General features: G+C 64.2%; 20 protein-coding genes. 5 read left to right on the top strand and 15 right to left on the bottom strand.

Annotated elements, in window-relative coordinates; genetic code table 11:
• Nucleotides 1-99: 99 nt before the first annotated feature.
• Both E5222_RS05370 and E5222_RS05365 read left to right on the top strand, forming a co-directional pair.
• Complete coding sequence (locus E5222_RS05370; protein ID WP_136692659.1) at nucleotides 100-2,826, top strand: ATP-dependent DNA helicase; 2,727 nt, start codon at nucleotides 100-102, stop codon at nucleotides 2,824-2,826.
• A gap of 6 nt (nucleotides 2,827-2,832) precedes the next feature.
• On the top strand, nucleotides 2,833-3,366 hold the full coding sequence (locus E5222_RS05365; RefSeq protein ID WP_136692658.1) for a SixA phosphatase family protein: 534 nt from the start codon (nucleotides 2,833-2,835) through the stop codon (nucleotides 3,364-3,366).
• 52 nt (nucleotides 3,367-3,418) lie between these two features.
• On the opposite strand, the gene E5222_RS05360 is transcribed toward E5222_RS05365, so the two are convergent.
• The 5 genes from E5222_RS05360 to rpmF all read right to left on the bottom strand — a co-directional run bounded on the left by E5222_RS05360 (nucleotide 3,419) and on the right by rpmF (nucleotide 6,452).
• Nucleotides 3,419-3,814 carry a MerR family transcriptional regulator gene (locus E5222_RS05360; RefSeq protein WP_136692944.1) on the bottom strand — a complete coding sequence of 132 codons (396 nt, stop codon included), beginning with the start codon at nucleotides 3,812-3,814 and terminating at the stop codon, nucleotides 3,419-3,421.
• A gap of 5 nt (nucleotides 3,815-3,819) precedes the next feature.
• Complete coding sequence (locus E5222_RS05355; RefSeq protein ID WP_169053511.1) at nucleotides 3,820-4,119, bottom strand: integration host factor subunit alpha; 300 nt, start codon at nucleotides 4,117-4,119, stop codon at nucleotides 3,820-3,822.
• 105 nt (nucleotides 4,120-4,224) lie between these two features.
• Nucleotides 4,225-5,193 (bottom strand): beta-ketoacyl-ACP synthase III, encoded by a 969-nt coding sequence (locus tag E5222_RS05350; RefSeq protein WP_136692657.1) that lies wholly within the window; start codon nucleotides 5,191-5,193, stop codon nucleotides 4,225-4,227.
• Nucleotides 5,190-6,242, bottom strand: a complete 1,053-nt coding sequence (gene plsX / locus E5222_RS05345; protein ID WP_136692656.1) for a phosphate acyltransferase PlsX — start codon at nucleotides 6,240-6,242, stop codon at nucleotides 5,190-5,192. Before plsX ends, E5222_RS05350 begins: the two co-directional genes overlap by 4 nt.
• A gap of 27 nt (nucleotides 6,243-6,269) precedes the next feature.
• Nucleotides 6,270-6,452 carry a 50S ribosomal protein L32 gene (rpmF, locus tag E5222_RS05340; protein ID WP_136692655.1) on the bottom strand — a complete coding sequence of 61 codons (183 nt, stop codon included), beginning with the start codon at nucleotides 6,450-6,452 and terminating at the stop codon, nucleotides 6,270-6,272.
• Between the two features lie 186 nt (nucleotides 6,453-6,638).
• Between rpmF and E5222_RS05335 the strand changes: the two genes are divergently transcribed.
• Nucleotides 6,639-7,034 carry an MAPEG family protein gene (locus tag E5222_RS05335; protein WP_136692654.1) on the top strand — a complete coding sequence of 132 codons (396 nt, stop codon included), beginning with the start codon at nucleotides 6,639-6,641 and terminating at the stop codon, nucleotides 7,032-7,034.
• Between the two features lie 6 nt (nucleotides 7,035-7,040).
• On the opposite strand, the gene E5222_RS05330 is transcribed toward E5222_RS05335, so the two are convergent.
• Both E5222_RS05330 and E5222_RS05325 read right to left on the bottom strand, forming a co-directional pair.
• Complete coding sequence (locus tag E5222_RS05330) at nucleotides 7,041-7,712, bottom strand: MBL fold metallo-hydrolase (RefSeq protein ID WP_281276736.1); 672 nt, start codon at nucleotides 7,710-7,712, stop codon at nucleotides 7,041-7,043.
• A gap of 29 nt (nucleotides 7,713-7,741) precedes the next feature.
• Nucleotides 7,742-8,368, bottom strand: coding sequence for a S24 family peptidase (locus tag E5222_RS05325; RefSeq protein ID WP_136692653.1), 627 nt, complete (start codon nucleotides 8,366-8,368; stop codon nucleotides 7,742-7,744).
• 140 nt (nucleotides 8,369-8,508) lie between these two features.
• Here E5222_RS05325 and E5222_RS05320 point away from each other — a divergent pair, with 140 nt between their 5' ends.
• Nucleotides 8,509-8,697, top strand: coding sequence for a hypothetical protein (locus tag E5222_RS05320; RefSeq protein WP_136692652.1), 189 nt, complete (start codon nucleotides 8,509-8,511; stop codon nucleotides 8,695-8,697).
• Entirely contained in the window at nucleotides 8,687-9,079 is a 393-nt protein-coding gene (locus E5222_RS05315; protein ID WP_169053492.1) for a hypothetical protein, read from the top strand. The genes E5222_RS05320 and E5222_RS05315 overlap by 11 nt, the downstream gene beginning before the upstream one ends.
• Nucleotides 9,080-9,192: 113 nt before the next feature.
• On the opposite strand, the gene E5222_RS05310 is transcribed toward E5222_RS05315, so the two are convergent.
• From E5222_RS05310 to cobT, 8 genes are all read right to left on the bottom strand, one after another.
• Complete coding sequence (locus E5222_RS05310; RefSeq protein ID WP_136692651.1) at nucleotides 9,193-10,629, bottom strand: aldehyde dehydrogenase family protein; 1,437 nt, start codon at nucleotides 10,627-10,629, stop codon at nucleotides 9,193-9,195.
• A gap of 77 nt (nucleotides 10,630-10,706) precedes the next feature.
• Nucleotides 10,707-12,368: an acetolactate synthase large subunit gene (locus E5222_RS05305; RefSeq protein WP_136692650.1), complete on the bottom strand. Its 1,662-nt coding sequence runs from the start codon at nucleotides 12,366-12,368 to the stop codon at nucleotides 10,707-10,709.
• A 124-nt stretch (nucleotides 12,369-12,492) separates the two neighbouring features.
• Entirely contained in the window at nucleotides 12,493-13,443 is a 951-nt protein-coding gene (locus tag E5222_RS05300) for a D-2-hydroxyacid dehydrogenase (protein WP_342773165.1), read from the bottom strand.
• Nucleotides 13,431-14,915, bottom strand: a complete 1,485-nt coding sequence (cysS, locus tag E5222_RS05295) for a cysteine--tRNA ligase (protein WP_136692648.1) — start codon at nucleotides 14,913-14,915, stop codon at nucleotides 13,431-13,433. The genes E5222_RS05300 and cysS overlap by 13 nt, the downstream gene beginning before the upstream one ends.
• Before the next feature lie 48 nt (nucleotides 14,916-14,963).
• The gene (locus E5222_RS05290; RefSeq protein ID WP_136692647.1) at nucleotides 14,964-15,173 is read right to left on the bottom strand and encodes a hypothetical protein; all 210 of its coding nucleotides are present in this window, start codon (nucleotides 15,171-15,173) and stop codon (nucleotides 14,964-14,966) included.
• On the bottom strand, nucleotides 15,161-15,502 hold the full coding sequence (locus tag E5222_RS05285; RefSeq protein WP_136692646.1) for a DUF2939 domain-containing protein: 342 nt from the start codon (nucleotides 15,500-15,502) through the stop codon (nucleotides 15,161-15,163). Before E5222_RS05285 ends, E5222_RS05290 begins: the two co-directional genes overlap by 13 nt.
• Before the next feature lie 63 nt (nucleotides 15,503-15,565).
• Nucleotides 15,566-16,276: an FkbM family methyltransferase gene (locus E5222_RS05280; RefSeq protein WP_136692645.1), complete on the bottom strand. Its 711-nt coding sequence runs from the start codon at nucleotides 16,274-16,276 to the stop codon at nucleotides 15,566-15,568.
• Between the two features lie 73 nt (nucleotides 16,277-16,349).
• The gene (gene cobT, locus E5222_RS05275; RefSeq protein ID WP_136692644.1) at nucleotides 16,350-18,170 is read right to left on the bottom strand and encodes a cobaltochelatase subunit CobT; all 1,821 of its coding nucleotides are present in this window, start codon (nucleotides 18,168-18,170) and stop codon (nucleotides 16,350-16,352) included.
• Nucleotides 18,171-18,192 lie beyond the last annotated feature (22 nt).

Here is an 18,192-nt window from a genome sequence, read left to right as displayed (position 1 = left end):
ATTGAAAAGGGGCGGTGCCGCAGGGTGCCGCCCCTTTCGTTTGGGATGAGCCGGCACCGCGCGTTTACTTTTCGTTCCGCGCTGCCCATGGTCCCGCTCATGCCCGCACTACCTCTTCCCGCGCTCCATGCCAGCCATGCCGGATGCTGGCTGCGCGCCGCCAATGGCGCCACCCGCGCGCTGGGCAAGGGAGAGGCGGTAATGGCCGCGGCCGATACGCCGCTGCTGATGGTCAACGCGCCGCTGGTGGCGACGCGGCTCGGCTACCCCGACCTCTCGGGCCTCGACCTGCTGGAGCTGTTCGCCTTCGTCCACCCGGCGCGCTTCTGCGTGCCCACCGCCAAGGGCCTCGCCCATGCGTTGGGGTTGGAGGAGCCAGCCGATGGCGATGACGTGCCGCGCTTCCTGCAGGAGGCTGCGGGCGCATTGCTGGAAACCTGCGAAAGCCCCGAGTGGCCCGAGCGTGAGGGCGCGTGGAGCGCACTGCAATCGCTCGCCCGGCTGCGCTGGCCATGGGCGGGCGTGATCGCGCCGCATATCCGCCAGCCGGAACGGGCGGAGAAGTGGCTGTTCTCCCGCCTGCCCGAATGGGAAGAAAGCGGCGAGCGGCCCCAGCCCGCGCAAGTCACGCTCGATGATGGCGATGTGCAGGCGCAGCTGGCGCGGCTGACCGGCGAAGGCGCCGAAAAACGGCAGGGCCAGCGCGATTACTCCAGTGCGGTGGCAGGCATCTTCGCCCCGCGCACGCGGCGGGAGGCGCCGCATATGCTGCTGGCGCAGGCGGGCACGGGCATCGGCAAGACGCTCGGCTACCTTGCCCCCGCCTCGCTCTGGGCCAAGGCTTCGGGCGGCACGGTCTGGGTCTCCACCTTTACCAAGAACCTGCAACGCCAGCTGCGCAGCGAAAGCGCACGCGCCTGGCCGGAGGAACGGCCCGACGGCTCGCGCCCGGTGGTAATCCGCAAGGGGCGCGAGAACTATCTCTGCCTGCTCAATCTGGAAGACGCCTTGCAAGGCGGATTCGGCGGGCGCGCGGCGGTACTGGCGCAGCTGGTGGCGCGCTGGGCCGCCTATAGCCGCGATGGCGACATGATCGGTGGCGACCTGCCCGGCTGGCTCGGCACCTTGTTCCGCAGCCGTGCTATCCGTTCGCTGACCGATCAGCGCGGCGAATGCGTCTATGCCGGCTGCCCGCATTACCGCAAATGCTTCATCGAACATGCAAGCCGCGCCAGCGCGCAGGCAGACCTCGTCATCGCCAACCATGCGCTGGTGATGGTCAATGCCGCGCGCGGACGCGACCATGCGCAGCGCCCCGCCCGCATCATTTTCGACGAAGGCCACCACGTTTTCGAGGCCGCCGATTCGACTTTCTCCGCCGCGCTGACCGGTATGGAGGCGATCGAATTGAAGCGCTGGCTACTGGGACCAGAACGCGGGTCGAAGGGCCGCCGAAGGGGCCTCGCCGCGCGGCTCGCGGATGTGTCGAGCTATGATGAACAAGGCGGCAAGGCAATTTCCGCGGCTTGCCATGCGGCGGAGGCTTTGCCTGGCGGCGGCTGGCTGCAAAGGCTGGCCGATGGCGAACCCTCAGGTCCGGTTGAGGAATTGCTCGCAGCGGTCCGGTCGCTCACCTATGCGCGCGATGAAAGCGGAGGGCAGGAAGCAGGCTATGGCATCGAGACCGAGGCCGCACAGCTCGAAGGCGATTTCGTCGAACGTGCACAGGCGGCCGCCATGGCGCTGGCCGAGATTCGCCAGCCGCTCATCCGCCTCGGCGTCCGGCTGGAAGCGGTGCAGGAGGATGCGCCCGACTGGCTCGATTCTCAGGGCCGCGCGCGGCTGGAAGGGGCGCGTCATTCGCTCGCCTGGCGGATCGAGATGCTCGCGGCGTGGGAGGCTTTGCTGGAGCGGCTCGGCGGCCCGGCCAATCCCGATTTCGTCGATTGGCTGGCGGTCGACCGCTCCGACGCACGCGAATATGATATCGGCATCCACCGCCATTTCCTCGACCCGATGAAGCCATTTGCGCAGACCGTGCTCGAAGGCGCGCATGGCGTGATGCTGACCAGCGCCACGCTCTGCGACCGTGGGACTGAGGGTGAGGACTGGAACAGCGCCATCGCGCGATCCGGCGCGGCCTATATCGATACGGCGCCGCAGAAGGTGCAGGCCGAAAGCCCCTTCGATTACGCCTCCCGTGCCGAGGTGCTGATCGTCACCGATGTGAAGAAGGGCGACCTCGCCGGCCTCGCGGGAGCCTATGCCCGCATTGTCGAGGCATCGGGCGGCGGCGTACTGGGCCTGTTCACGGCGATCCGCCGCCTGCGCGCAGTGCATGGCCGCATTGCCGACCGGCTGGCGCGCGCTGGGCTGCCGCTCTTCGCCCAGCATGTCGATCCGATCGATACCGGCACGCTGGTGGATATCTTCCGCGACGATCCGCATGCGAGCCTGCTCGGCACCGATGCCTTGCGCGACGGGGTGGACGTGCCCGGCCATTCGCTGCGCTGCGTGGTGATGGAGCAGGTGCCCTGGCCTAAGCCGAGCATCCTCCACCGCGCCCGCCGTGCGGCAGGCGGTGGCTCCACCTATGACGACCGCATCATCCGCGCGCGTCTGGCACAGGCCTTCGGGCGGCTGATCCGCAGCAAGCAGGATAGCGGCCACTTCATCGTACTGTCCCCCGCCTTCCCCTCGCGCCTGCTCTCCGCCTTCCCGGCGGGCACGCCTGTCACACGATTGACGCTGGAGGAGGCTTTACATCGCGTCGCTGCCGGTGTTGTGATAAATGAAAGGGACGCGCTTGGGGCGCAGGGAGAATAACACGCGGTGAAACTGCTCGGCCTGCTCAGACATGCGAAGTCGGATTGGGACGATCTGTCGCTGCGCGATTTCGACCGCGGCCTGAACGATCGTGGGCGCAAGGGCGCCGGCCTGATGGGCGCGCATATCAGCGATCACGGTGTGAAGTGGGACGCGATCGTCGCCAGTCCCGCCGAGCGGGTGAAATGCACGCTGGAGGCATCGGGCCTGGGCCTGCCGATCACCTATGCCACCGATGCCTATATGGGCGATGCGGCCACGCTGATCCGCCTGCTGCGTGAACATGGCGGCGATGCCCGCGCGTTGCTGCTGGCGGCACATAATCCCGGCCTGCAGGAACTGGCACTTCAGCTGGTCCCGGCGGAAAAGGAAAACGCGCTGTTCGAAGAGGTGATGGAGAAATTCCCCACCGCCGCCTTCGCCGTGTTCGAGCTCGATATCGATGACTGGGCCGATTGCGAACCGGGCTGCGGCAAGCTCGTCCACTTTGCCCGCCCACGCGACCTCGATCCCGAACTGGGGCCCGAACGCGTGAATTGACGAAGCGGCGGCGGGCTGCCCCTATATTCCCAAAGTACGGTATTCCGTTCGATCAGGCCGCTTCGATCGCGGCCGACAGGCGCGCGCGCAAAGCCTTGAGCTGAGGGAGGATGTCCAGCCCCTTGCCCACTGCTTGCGCTGGAGCTGGCGAAGCTTCGCGCGCAGCAGGCTCGGCCCCAGCCGAGCCCGCCGATTGCAGCACCTGCTTTGCGCCCTTCAGCGTGTAGCCTTCGCGATTGATCAGCGCGTCGATCCGCGCGACCAGCTCCACATCCGACGGGCGGTAGAGCCGCCTGCCGCCGCTGCGCTTCAGCGGCTGCAGCATCGGAAACTGCTGCTCCCAATAGCGCAGGATGTGCTGCTTGATGCCCAGCCCCCGCGCCACTTCGCCGATAGTGCGCATGGCATCGGCATCCTTGCCGTCGTCGAATGGAAATGCGGGGGTCATTTTTGTCACGATGCCTTGGCGATCCTGTCTTTCAGCTTCTGGCTCGCGCGAAAAGTCATCACGCGGCGCGGCGTGATCGGCACTTCGACGCCGGTCTTGGGATTGCGGCCGATACGCTCCTTCTTGTCGCGCAATACGAAGCTGCCGAAGCCGGAAATCTTCACATTCTCGCCATCGGCCATGGCGTCGCACATCTTGGCCAGGATCGCTTCGACGAGGTCGAGGCTTTCCGAGCGGGGAAATCCCATTTTGCGATTGATCGTTTCAGCAAGATCGGCGCGGGTCAGCGTTCCGACGGATCGCATCGAATCCATGCGTCCCTTCTCCTTTTCAAGCGCGACCCGCCGCAACAATGCAGCTTTGTCCGGCACTTGGCAAGGTTACGGCGGGCACAAACCCCCCGAATTATCCTATACGCGCAACAGGCTGGCGCCCCAGGTGAAGCCGCCGCCCATAGCCTCCAGCAGCACAAGGTCTCCACGCTTGATGCGCCCGTCGCGCCAGGCGACGTCGAAGGCCAGGGGCACCGAGGCAGCAGAAGTGTTGGCGTGCTTGTCCACCGTCACCACCACCTTGTCCATCGGCAGGCCCAGCTTTCGCGCGGTTGCATCGAGGATGCGCAGATTGGCCTGATGCGGCACCACCCAATCGACCTGCGTGGCAGTAAACCCCGCCTTTTCAATCACATCAGAGAGAACCTGCGCAAGATTTGTCACCGCATGACGGAACACCTCGCGCCCCCGCATCCGCAAATGGCCGACAGTACCGGTGGAGGACGGCCCGCCATCGACATAGAGCAGGTCCTTGTGCTCCCCATCGGCATGCAGCTGTGTGGCGAGCACGCCTTTGTCGCTGTCGTCGGGCAGATCCTCGGCACTGATGACGAAGGCACCGGCGCCATCGCCGAACAGCACGCAGGTTGCCCGGTCTTCCCAGTCGAGAATGCGGCTCATGGTCTCGGCACCGATCACCAGCGCGTTCTTGCTCATGCCCGAGCGGATCATCGAGTCAGCGGTGCCCAGCGCATAAAGGAAGCCGGAGCACACTGCGGCCACGTCGAAAGCAGGGAAGCCCGCGCCGCCCAGTTCCTTCTGCACGATGGTGGCGGTGGCGGGGAAAGTGACGTCAGGCGTAGCAGTAGCGAGCACAATCAGGTCGATCTCGCCAATCGTCATGCCCGCATCTTCCAACGCGCGGCGCGCGGCCTCGGTCGCCAGCGTCGCCGTCGTCTCGCCCTCTCCGGCGATATAGCGCTGGGTAATGCCGGTGCGTTCGCGGATCCACTCGTCGCTGGTGTCGACGCGCTTTGCGAGCTCGTCATTGCTGACGCAATTGGCCGGCAGCGCCGATCCGCAGCCCTTGAAGACGGAACGGATCACTTGGCCGCGGCTCCATTGTCGCGCAGGCGATCCTCGCCCAGTTCGGCCAGGTCCGCGACAATGCGGTCGGTCAGGTCTTCCTCCAGCAGCCGGGCGGTGACTTCCACCGCATTGGCCACACCCTGCATATTGGCGCTGCCATGCGACTTCACCACCACACCGTTAAGGCCGAGGAATACCCCGCCATTGTGGTTGTTGGGATCGAGATGGTGCTTCAACAGCTCGGTCGCCGGGCGCGAAACCAGGAAGCCGATCTTGGAGCGCAGCGAACTGGCAAAGGCATTCTTGAGCAGGTCGGTCACGAAGCGCGCCGATCCCTCGATCGCCTTCAGCGCGATATTGCCGGAGAAGCCGTCGGTCACGACGACATCCACTTCGCCGCGGCTGATCTTGTCGGCCTCGACGAAGCCCTCGAACTGCATCGACAGGCCGGTCGCCTCACGCAGCAAGGCTGCGGCATCCTGAATGTCTCCGGTGCCCTTGATGTCCTCGGTACCGATATTGAGCAGCCGTACACGCGGTGCGTCCTTGCCGGTGACGATGCGCGAATAAGCAGCGCCCATGATGGCAAATTGTACCAGGTTGCGGGCATCGCATTCGGTATTCGCGCCAAGGTCGAGCATGACAACGTCATTGTCCCCAAGAGAGGGGATCAGCGCCGCCAGCGCGGGCCGGTCGATTCCGGGCATGGTGCGCAGGGCCAGCTTGCTCATGGCCATCAGCGCGCCAGTATTGCCGGCACTGACCGCAGCGCCGCAATCGCCGGTTTTCACGGCGTTGATGGCAAGGCCCATGCTGGTGGTCTTGGCGCGGCGCAAGGCCTGCGTCGGCCGCTCTTCGCCGCCGACGACATCCTCGCAATGCAGGATTTCGGATGCGCCTGCCATGCCGGGGTGCTCTGCCAGCGCGGCCTTGATCCGCGCCTCGTCACCCACCAGCAGGAACTTGAATTGCTCATGACGACGGCGAGCAAGCGCCGCGCCCGAGATCATCACGCGCACGCCTTCATCGCCGCCCATCGCATCGATAGCGATACGCGGCAGGCTCATAAGCGCAAATCCCCCAGAACTTTAGGCTTAAAGGCCCTTGGGCTCGAGAACCTGGCGGCCATTATAATGACCGCACGCCGTGCACAGATTATGCGGACGCTTCAACTCGCCGCAGTTGGAGCATTCATGGAATGCCTCCACCTTCAGCGAATCATGGGCCCGACGATTGCCACGACGATGCGGCGAAACTTTTCTTTTAGGGACAGCCATTGCGGCACCTGTTCCTTGAGATCAAAATTGTTGGTAGCCGCCCTAGGGCAAGCACCGCCACCGCGCAAGCGCGGCATCGGGTGCCAAAGGATGCGGCGAAGGCGCGCGCTATAGAGGATTCTCGATCCGTTGCAAGCCATGTTCTCCGCCTCTATCAACCGCACAGGACATGAGGGAAGGATAAGCATGCACGAATTGCATATCACGCTGCTTTCGGCAGCAGCAGCCACGCTGATCGCCATCTGGCTTTCCGCGCGCTGCGGGTCAGTGCGCGGCAAAGAGAAGATCGTCCATGGCGATGGTGGCAGCCCGCTGCTGATGCGGCGCATGCGCGCACAGGCCAATTTCGTCGAATACACGCCGCTGGCGCTGATCCTGATCGGTCTGCTGGAAATGGGCGGCCTGGGCGGCTGGACGCTGGGCCTGTCCGCCCTCGCCTTCCTCATCGGCCGCGTGCTTCATGGCATCGGCATGGATAGCGAGGAAGTGTCGCGGCCGCGCATGATCGGCATGGTACTGACGCTGCCGATCATGCTCGGCTGGGCGATCGCGGCCGTGCTGGTGGCCTTCCGGGCTGTATAATCAGGCTCAGCCGCGGGCCAATGCCGCGTCGCTGACGAAGGCGTTGGTCTTGCGCTCCTGGCCGAAAGTGCTCGGCTGGCCGTGGCCGGGGACGAAGGTAACCTCGTCTCCCAGCGGCCAGAGCTTGCCGGTGATCGCATCGAGCAGGTCCTGATGGTTCCCCATCGGAAAGTCGGTGCGGCCGATCGACCCTGCGAAAAGCACGTCACCGACGAAAGCGAACTTGGTCGGGCGATGGAAGAAGACGACATGGCCGGGCGTGTGGCCGGGGCAATGGATCACTTCCATCTCCACCTCGCCGAAGGAGACGGTGTCGCCATCCTTCAGCCAGCGGTCGGGTTCGAAGATCTCGCAATGCATCTGGAAGCGCGGGCCGTCATCCTCCAGCCGGCTGATCCAGAAGCGGTCATCCTCATGCGGCCCTTCGATCGGCAGGCCGAGTTCCTTGGCCAGCATGCCAGCCTGCCCGCAATGATCGGCATGGCCGTGGGTGAGCAGGATCTTTTCCACCGTGACGCCCGAGCGCGCGATGGCATCCTTCAGCTTGTCGAGATCGCCGCCCGGATCGACCAGCGCGCCGCGCTTGGTCTTCGAGCACCAGACGAGTGAGCAATTCTGCTCGAAAGCGGTGACGGGAATTATGGCGGCGCGCAGCGGCGCTTCGGTGGCGGCGGTCATATCCCCTGTGTGGCCATGCCGTGCCGCAATTACAACTTCCCGCTCTTCCACACGACGCGGCCGACCAGCTCGATCTGCTCCCCCTGCACGGATAGCGGCGGGTAGGAGAGGTTCTGGCTGAGCAGCGAGAAACGCCCCCCACCCTGCGAGGTGACACGCTTGACCAGCAGGCTGTCGTCGAGCCGCACGACGAAGATGCCGTCCCGGAACGGCCTGTCGCTCATGTCGACGAGGAGATCGTCGCCTTCGCGCAGCAATGGTTCCATCGAATCGCCGATGACGCGCACAGCGGAAAGGCTTCCCGGCCGCAAGCCCTGCTCACGTAGCCAGCGGCGCGAGAAGCGGAAGGAATCGAAGGCTTGCTCTGCCGCATTGGAAGCCCCCGGCCCGGCTGATGCCTCAACCGAAAGGCGGGGCACTTCGACCCAGTCGCGCTCCGCTTCATAGGATTTTTCCTGCGATGCACCGAGTTCGGTCTCCGGCACCCCGAAGAATCGCGCCAGCTTTCGCCGATCATCCTCCTCCAGCTTACGCGGACTCCCCTTGGAGATATATTGCTGCAAATACGTGGTGTTACGCCCCAACATACGCGAGAGCGAGGCGAGACTCGTCCCCTTTTCGCGAACCAGCTCTGACAGTCTCTGGCGCGGATCCATCGCAGTTCACCTCCGTATGCTTACCAAAATTCCTATAGGTGAAGGATTTTTCCTAGACAAGTAGGATTTCGTGGGACAGCAATTGGACATCGGACGAGTCGCCGTCCGAACCACCGAATAGAGATCAGAGAGGAGTCGCAGTGCTGATCCGAAAAATCGAAGTTTTCCTGCGCCGAACAGGAATGCCAGCAACCAAGTTCGGCCGCCTGGCCACCAAGGACCCGCGCTTCGTGCTGGACCTGCGGAATGGCCGTACGCCGCGCACTACGATGGAAAAAAAGGTGGAACATTTCATGAACGAATATCGGGAGCGTACGCATGCTTATTGAGGTCAAATCAGCCCCTGTCCCTCCGCAAACGCCGGCTGCCGACGCGGCGCCGCCCGCGCGCAAACGCCGTCGCCGCACGCTGGGTGAGAAGCTGCTCGATACGCTGAAACAGCTGGGCGAAGGGCGCGGCCGCGTGGCGCGCCACAGTGAGCGTAGCTGGGCCAGCATCACCTTCGCGGGTACCCGCCACCAAGTGGACATGCTGTTCGAAGGCAGTGACGCGATCGCGGCGGGCGAATGCTTCATCGCCTTCCTGCCCGAACACGAATTCTCCATTCCCGGCCATATCGTGGCCGATGCGGCGGTGACGGAAGTCGATCACCGGATGGAGCCGCCCCGGTTGCAGGTCCGCTGCGAACTGCTGCTGCTGGAAGAGGGGTGACGACCCTCCCCGTCATTGCGAGCGAAGCGACGCAATCCAGGGCAGTAACCGACCGCCCTGGATTGCCGCGTCGCCCGAAACATGTTCGGGCCTCCTCGCAATGACGAAAGCCCCTAGACCCTCCTGATCACCAGGTTCCGGATCTCGCTCATATCCTCCATGGCGAAGCGGATGCCTTCACGGCCGAGGCCTGAATCTTTCACGCCGCCATAGGGCATATTGTCCACGCGGTAGGACGACACATCGTTCACCACCACGCCGCCCACGTCGAGCACGTCCCACGCCTCCAGCACCTTGTGGATGTCGCTTGTGAAGATGCCCGCCTGCAGGCCGAACTTGCTGTCGTTCACCTGCTCCAGCGCCTCGTCCCAATCGGAGAACTTCGACAGGTTCGCGAGCGGGCCGAAAGCCTCCTCCTTGCTGGCATCGCATTCGCGCCCTACGCCCTCGAGCAGCGTCGCCTCCAGCATCGCGCCTTCCAGCCCGCCGCCGCAGAGCAGCTTGGCACCCGCCGCTACCGCATCGTCGATCCAGCCTTTGAGGCGCTGCGCCTCTTTCACGGAGATCATCGGGCCGATGAAGGTCTCGCGGTCCTTGGGATCGCCAGCCTTCAGCGTCTTCGTCTTCGCGACGAGCATGTCCTTGAACCGGTCATAAATATCGGCGTGAATGATGATCCGCTGCACGCCGATGCAGCTCTGCCCGCTCTGGTAGAAGGCACCGAAAATGATCCGCTCCACCGCGTGGTCGAGATCGGCATCCTTGTCCACGACCACCGCCGCATTGCCGCCCAGTTCGAGCACGACGGGCTTCTTCCCCGCCTTGGCCTTCAGCGCCCAGCCCACGCCGGGCGAGCCGGTGAAACTCAATAGCTTCAGCCGCTCGTCGGTGGTGAACAGATCCGCCCCGTCGCGGCTGGCGGGCAGGATCGAGAAGGCACCTTCGGGCAGGATATCGCACTCCGCCAGCACCTCGCCCATGATGATCGCGCCCAGCGGTGTCATGCTGGCGGGCTTCATCACGAAGGGGCAGCCCACCGCGATGGCCGGCGCGATCTTGTGCGCGGCGAGGTTGAGCGGGAAGTTGAAGGGCGAGATGAAGCTGCACGGCCCGATCGGCACGCGCTTCCACATGCCCATATAACCCTTGGCGCGCGCGGAGATATCGAGCGGCTGGACCTCGCCATAATTGCGCACCGCTTCCTCGGCCGCGATGCGGAACGTGTCGATCAGGCGGCTGACTTCGCCTTCCGCATCCTTGATCGGCTTGCCCGCCTCGATGCACAATGCATAGGCCAGCTCCTCCTGCCGCTCCTTGAACCGCGACACGCAGTGGTTGAGCACATCCTGTTTCTCATAGCTTGCAAGCCGCGCCATCGGCTCCGCCGCGCGCGCAGCCCCGGCAATCGCCTCCTCAATCACGTCGGGCGTCGCGAGCGCGGTGCGGAAGGCGACTTCGCCGGTATATTTGTCCGTCACCGCAAGATCGGTGTTGGGCTGCACCGCCTTGTTGTTGAGGTAGAGCGGGTAGGTGTCTTTCAGCTTGACCAACGGATTCTCCTCTTCGTCATTCCCGCGAAGGCGGGAATCCAGCTGGACCCCCGCCTGCGCGGGGGTGACGAGCTATCTTATAGCTCCTTGGAAAGCCGCTTGATATCGACATTCAGGATCTGGTCGTTCTCCGAATAATCAACCGGACAATCAATAAGATGCACGCCTGGTGTATCGCGGCAATGGGCAAGAACCTCGCGCAAATGATCGCTACTTTCCACCCGGTGCCCATGCGCCCCGAAGCTCTCCGCAAACTTCACGAAATCGGGATTGCCATAGGTGAGGCCGAAATCCGCAAAGCCCATATTGGCCTGCTTCCAGCGGATCATGCCGTATGCATCGTCGCGCAGGATCAGCACGGTCAGGTTGAGGCCGAGGCGAACCGCAGTCTCCATCTCCTGGTCGTTCATCATGAAGCCGCCATCGCCGCAGATCGCCATCACCTTGCGGTCGGGATAGAGCATGGCGCTCATCATCGCGCTGGGCAGCCCCGCGCCCATGGTGGCGAGCGCATTGTCGAGCAGCACGGTGTTGGGAAGGTAGGCGGTGTAGCCGCGCGCGAACCAGATCTTGTAGACGCCATTGTCGAGGCAGATGATCCCGTCATGCGGCATCGTCTCGCGCACCTGCGCAACGAGATGCGGCGGGAAGATCGGGAAGCGCCCGTCTGCGGCGAGGCCCTCCGTATGCGCGACCTCCGCCTTGCGATAGGCGAGCATGTGGTCGAAATTCCATGACCGGTTCGGGGCGATGTCTTCCTTGATCTGCCAGATGGCATTGGCGATGTCGCCGATCACCTCGATCTGCGGGAAATAGACCGGATCTACTTCCGCCGTCTTGGTCGAGACATGGATTACGCAAGGCCCGCCCGCTTTCATGAAGAAAGGCGGCTTTTCGATCACGTCATGGCCGACATTGATGATGCAATCGGCATCCTCCACCGCGCGGTGGACGAAGTCTCCAGCGGATAGGGCGGCACAGCCGAGGAAGAGCGGGTGCCGCTCGTCGATCACGCCCTTGCCCATCTGCGTGGTGAGGAAGGGGATGCCGGTCTTCTCAACGAACTGGAGGAGCATGCGCCCGGTCATCTTGCGGTTGGCGCCCGCGCCGATGACGAGGATCGGCGCCTTGGCCTTCTCGATCGCTTCCACCGCCTGCCGCACCGCCTTGGGCTCGGCAGAGGGACGGCGCGCTGTCGAGCGCGGGATCGGCTTCGCATCGGTATGCTCGTCGGCAATATCCTCGGGCAGTTCGAGATGGACCGCGCCGGGCTTTTCCTCCTCGGCAAGGCGATAGGCCTCTCGCACGCGGCTGGGGATATTGTCGCCCGCCGCCAGCTGGTGCGTGTATTTCGTGATCGGGTCCATCATCGCGACCACGTCGAGGATCTGGAAGCGGCCCTGCTTCGATTTCTTGATCGGCTTCTGCCCGGTGATCATCATCATCGGCATGCCGCCCAATTGCGCATAGGCCGCAGCGGTCACGAAATTGGTCGCGCCCGGCCCAAGCGTCGCGATGCAGACGCCCGTCTTCCCCGTGTGACGCCCATAGGTCGCCGCCATGAAGCCCGCGCCCTGCTCATGCCGGGTCAGGATCAGCCTGATCTTGTCTGAACGGGAAAGCGAATCGAGGAAGTCGAGATTTTCTTCCCCCGGCACGCCGAAGATATATTCGCAGCCCTCTTCCTCCAGGCACTGGATGAACAGGTCCGAAGCTTTCTGCTTGCCGGATTCGGCCATGATCGCAATTCCCCCCACGCGCCCGCAGGCCCCTTCCCCAAAGGACCTTTCACGGGTGATTTTGCGACCACGGGCTGTTGCCCTGGCGCGGAGCCTTACCAGAGCCGCCCGGTCGAGTCAGGAACTAATAGCCGCGCGCGAGATCCACCGCGCTGATCAGTGGTTCGCCGCGTTTCCAGCGGGCGCAGTTTTCGAGGAAACGCTTGGCCGCCATTGCCTGGTTGGACTTTGTCGGCAGGCCGGCTGCATGCATGGTGATATGCGCGCCCGGCGCATCCCATAGCGGGTGGCTTGGCGGCAGTGGCTCGGGATCGGTGAGGTCGAGGATCGCCCCGCCCAGCCTGCCTCCGTGCAGCGCGCCGATCAGCGCATCCTGATCGACGATATCGGCGCGCGCGACATTCACCAGCACTGCATCGGGTTTCATCGCGGCGATCACTTCGGCGGAGATCATCCCGCGCGTTTCCTCCGTGCCGGGCATGGCAAGCACCACCCAGTCGAACTCGCCGATCCGCGCCTGCCATTCATCCGGTCCCAGCGCGCCTTCGGCAGCAGAGCGGCGCATCGGCGTGACCTCGGCATCGAAGGCTTGGAGGAGGTGCCCGACCCGCTGGCCGATCGCGCCATAGCCCATCACCAGCACCTTGCTTCCCGCCAGCTCGCGCGCGCGGCCCGGATGCGGCGCACGCCATTCATGGCGGTCGGCGCAGCGCACGATATCGGCATGATTGCGGGCGAAGGCGAGCATCGCCATCAGCGTGAATTCTGCCACCACATTGGCATTGATGCCCGATCCGTTGGTCAGCGTGACTCCGCGCGCGGCAAGGTCATCCAGCGGCATCCAGTCGACGCCGGCAAAGATGGTGTTGAGCCATTTGAGGTTCTTGGCGCGGCGGAGCGCTTCGAGCGGCGCGGCCTTGTCGAACATGTCGAACCAGCCGATCTCCGCCTCTGGCGCAAGCGCCACCAGCTGCTCGCCGGTCTCCCACCACAGCGGCTCGATCGCTTCGGGCACCTGCGTTTCGAACAGCGGGCGCAGGCGAGCGGGAAGGACGGCCTTGGTCAAAGCTGCCATTCCCAACCGAGCGGATCGCCATCCATCACCTCGACGCCCTTCGCGGCAAGCTCGTCGCGCAAGGCATCGGAAGTCGCGAAATCCTTCGCCGCGCGGGCTTCCTTCCGGCGGGCGAGCGCATCCTCGATCTCGGCCTCGGTGATGGTCGCGGTCTTGGGTCGCACGCGAAGGTCGGCGCGTTCCAGCTCCAGCACGCCCAGCCCCAGCACCGCGTCCATCGCCGCCAGCGCCTGCAATTTGTGTTCCGGATCGACCTTCTTCATCGCCAGCAATTCCTCGAACACAGTGAGGGCTTGCGGGGAATTGAGATCGTCCGCCATCGCCTCGTCAAAGCGGGCGAGCAGCGGCAGCAACTGGCCGCCAATATCGCCATGCGCGTCTTCCAGCGTCCAGCCGCCTTCGGGCTCGGCTGGGAGGGTTTCGACCTGCGCTCTCGCCTTCTCGACCCCGATCAGCACCCGCTTGAGCCGCGTCAGTGCCGCTTCGAGGCCCTCCCAGCTGAACTCCAGCTCGCTGCGGTAATGCGCCTGCAGGCACATCATGCGGTAGGCTAGCGGGTGGTAGCCCTTGTCGATCAGCAGCTGCAGGCGCAGGAACTCGCCCGCGCTCTTCGACATCTTGCCGCTTCGTTCGACCAGGAAGTTGTTGTGCATCCAGATGCGCGCGCCGGAATTGGCCGCCTCGCCAAGGCCGCCACAGCCGCAGAAAGCCTGGTTTTGCGCAATCTCGTTTGGGTGGTGGATCTCGCGATGGTCGATGCCGCCGGTATGGATATCGAAGGGAAAGCCCAGCAGCTTGCCGCTCATCACGCTGCATTCGAGATGCCAGCCGGGCGCGCCCTTGCCCCAGAGAGAATCCCATTCCATCTGCCGCTTTTCGCCCGGCGGAGTCTTGCGCCAGATCGCGAAGTCCGCCGCGTTGCGCTTACCCTCGACCGTCTCGATCCGGCCCTCTCCTTCCTCGGTAACGGCACGGGCCAGCCGCCCGTAATCCTCAACGGTCGAGACGTCGAAATAGAGGCCGCTATCGAGCTCGTAGCAATGCTTGTCCGCGATCGACTTCGCGAACTCCAGCATCTCTTCAATGTAATCCGTCGCCACCGACCAATGCGCCGGCTGGCGGATGTTCAGCGCCTTTACATCGGCCCAATAGGCCTCGGTGTAATGCTTCGCGATGTCCCAGATCGACTGCGCGCGTTCGGCAGCCATCTTCTCCATCTTGTCCTCGCCCGCATCAGCATCGTCGGTCAGGTGCCCGACATCGGTGATGTTGATGACATGGGTGAGCTTGAAGCCCTTCCAGCTCAGCGTCCGGCCCAGAAGGTCCGCGAAGACATAGGCGCGCATATTGCCGATATGCGGGTAATTGTAGACCGTCGGCCCGCAAGTATAGACGCGCGCCTCGCCATCATGGACGGGGTGGAAGGTTTCGATCTTCCGGGTCAGCGAGTTGAAGAGCTTGAGAGCGGACATGCGCGCAGCCTTTGGCGGCATTCGCCGCTGGCGGTCAAGCGCGGAGCATCAGAATTCGGCCCGATCCACGCCAACGAGGTCCACGCCCACGAGGTCCCAGCCGATCCCGTCCCGCTCGAAGCGCATCACCGGCCCTGCACTGCCGTCTTCCCAGATGGAGACGCCGCTGAAGCTATTGAGCCCCTCACGCTCGACATCCCATTCCAGCTCCTGCCCGCGAAAGCGTTCGGGCACGAAGGCAGACGCTACTGATCCCATGCAGACGCGATCGAGCCCATGGTGACGACATTCGCGATCCCGCGCGGCGTCAGCGCATTGCCCACCGCGCTTTCGGCAATCTCGCCGGCAATCGCCCCGCCGATTTGCGCGAGCACGCCGCCATCTTCGGTCCGCTCGGCAATCTGCGCGGAAATCCGTGTATTCGCCTCCGCCTGCAGGCGCTCGAAATCGACCCGCTCATCCAGCGCCTCGAGGTCCCCCTCCTCGGCCGCATCGACAATGCCCTTCATCGCCAGCCATGGCGAGGCAGCATACCAGCCGCCGACGATAACGGCGGCGGCCAACAGAAGTGCGAATAGGCTGCGCATCAGGATCCTCCCTGCCGGGGAACGTCGAGCTTCCCCTCGCAAGCAGGAGCTACCTCCTGACGATCACTCCGACAATGGCGGAAGCGCGGCAGGCTGTACTGCCAGGCAATCGTGGCGGTCGAAGAGCAGCCGGTAGCCCAACCCTTCCAGCCGGTCGCGCAAGGCGGCGGAGCGTTCGGACGAGAGGAAGACGTGCTCGAACAGGATCACCGGCACCCGGTTCGCGGCGAGGTCGAAGGTCGACAGCACGACGTCGTCATTCCCCTCGCAATCCATGGCGATCACTTCGGGAATGACCCCGTGGCGATTGCACAAGCCCCCGAGCCGTTCGGTCTGCACCTCGATCGGCTCCAGCATGGCGGCAAGGTCCTCGTACTTGGCCGCATGCATCATGATCGCCTCACGCGAGAAGGAGCTGAGCACGCTCGCCCCGTTCACCTGCCAGAAGGCTGGCGGGTTGTCGTCCGGCCAGATCGCCAGTTGCTCGAAATGCAGCCTTGGGAGCCCGGCATATTCCTGCTGTAGCGAAGCCATCGCACCGGGAAGCGGCTCCACAAGGATACCGTGCCACCTGCCGGTCTTGACGAAGGCGTTGACCATGTCATCGCCGGCGCCGTCATTCGCGCCGACCTGGACGAAGGCGATCCGTCCCAGCCGGTTGGTGAGGTAGCGCAGAACGTCCTCCACCCGCCGACGAAACTCGCGCTTCGGGAGTGCGTCGTCGCACAGCGTGAATACGGATTCCGACCGTTCAGCTACGGTAATGTATTGCATATCGACCCTTTTCCGCTTTCTGCGCCGTCTTGCGGTACGGCGTCAACGCAGGGGTCCTACCTAGCTGATTTATCTACTCGATCTCGAAAAGATCGGCGAGCTGTTCAATAATCGTGCCGCCCAGTTGTTCAGCATCCATGATCGTCACCGCGCGCTTGTAGTAGCGGGTCACGTCGTGGCCGATTCCGATGGCGACGAGCTGGACGGGCGATTGCTTCTCGATCCATTCGATCACCTTCCGAAGGTGCGTTTCGAGATAGCCCGCATTGTTGACGCTTAGCGTCGCGTCATCGACTGGCGCGCCGTCGGAAATCACCATCAGGATGCGGCGGTCTTCCGGGCGGGCGAGCAGGCGCTCATGCGCCCAGAGCAGCGCCTCGCCGTCGATATTTTCCTTCAGCAGCCCCTCGCGCATCATCAGGCCAAGGTTGCGGCGCGCACGGCGCATCGGCTCGTCCGCCTTTTTATAGATGATGTGGCGAAGGTCGTTGAGGCGTCCGGGATGGGCCGGCTTGCCGTCGGCCAGCCAGCGCTCGCGGCTCTGCCCGCCTTTCCAGGCACGCGTGGTAAAGCCGAGGATTTCCACCTTCACGCCGCAACGCTCCAGCGTGCGCGAGAGGATATCCGCGCTAATCGCGGCGATGGAGATCGGACGTCCGCGCATACTGCCCGAATTGTCGATCAGCATGGTGACGACCGTGTCCTTGAACTCGATATCCCGTTCGATCTTGTAAGAGAGCGAGTGACCGGGGCTGACGACCACCCGAGCGAGCCGCGCGGCATCGAGCATGCCTTCTTCCTGGTCAAAATCCCAGCTGCGGTTCTGCTGCGCCATCAGCCGGCGCTGGAGGCGGTTGGCAAGGCGCGTCACCACGCCCGCAAGGCCCGCCAGCTGGCTGTCGAGATAAGCGCGCAGCCGGTCCAGCTCCTCGTAATCGCACAGGTCCTGCGCTTCGACCACTTCGTCAAAAGACGTGGTGAAGGCCTTGTAATCGAAGGAATCGGGCAAGTCCGTCCACGGGCGGTTCGGGCGGACGGGCATCATGCCCTCCTCGCCATCGTCGCCGGGCTCGCCCTCGGTCATCTCGGTTTCTTGTTCGACTTCCTGCGTCTCTTCGGACTCGCCCTCGCCCTCGGACTGTTCCCCGGCGATTTGCTGCTGCTGGCTGTCCTGGTCGATCTGGTCGTCGTCGCCGTCCTTCTCGCTCTCCTCCTCGCCGTCCTCATCCTCGCCGGCATCGTCCTCGGCATCCTCCGGCTCCTCCTCGGAGCGGACGAGTTCGAGATTGCGCAGCATGTCGAGCGAGAGCGACTGGAAGGCCTTCTGGTCATCGAGCGAGAGGGCGAGGCGTTCGAAATCTTCGCCCGCCTTCTCCTCGATCCACTCGCGCACCATGTCCACGCCCTTTTCGGCGTCGGCGGGCACGGGCTGGCCGGTCAGCTTCTCGCGCAACAGTAGCGCCAGGGCGGAGGGGATCGGCACGTCCTCGCGCCGTTCGGCACGGGTGATCGGATCGGCAGCGATGCGCAGCGCCTGCGAGGCGTCGAGATTGCTGCGCATACCCGCAAAATTGTTCGATCCCAACGCTTCGTAGCGAACATTTTCCACCACGTCGTAACAAGCGCGGGCATCGGGTTCGGCCGGTGCATTGCGGGCATGCAGCGCCGAGTTGTGATGGCGCATCTTGAGCGCGAAACTGTCGGCAAAGCCGCGTGCCTCGCGTGCCTGGTCGGCTGGCAGGGCGCGGCCCGGCATGGGCACGCGCAATGTGTGGCCCTGCAGGCTGGGGGCTTCCGCAGTCCAGTTCACCTCCGCCTCGGCATCGCGGCCAATGGCGCGGGCGGCGCCGGTCAGGGCAAGCTTGAAGCGATCAAGTGGGGATTCGTTGGCCATCGCCCACGGCTATAGGTGCGCA

Origin of the sequence: Alteraurantiacibacter aquimixticola, assembly GCF_004965515.1 — a bacterium.
Taxonomy (GTDB): domain Bacteria; phylum Pseudomonadota; class Alphaproteobacteria; order Sphingomonadales; family Sphingomonadaceae; genus Alteraurantiacibacter; species Alteraurantiacibacter aquimixticola.
This window is presented reverse-complemented; position numbering and strand designations above follow the sequence as displayed.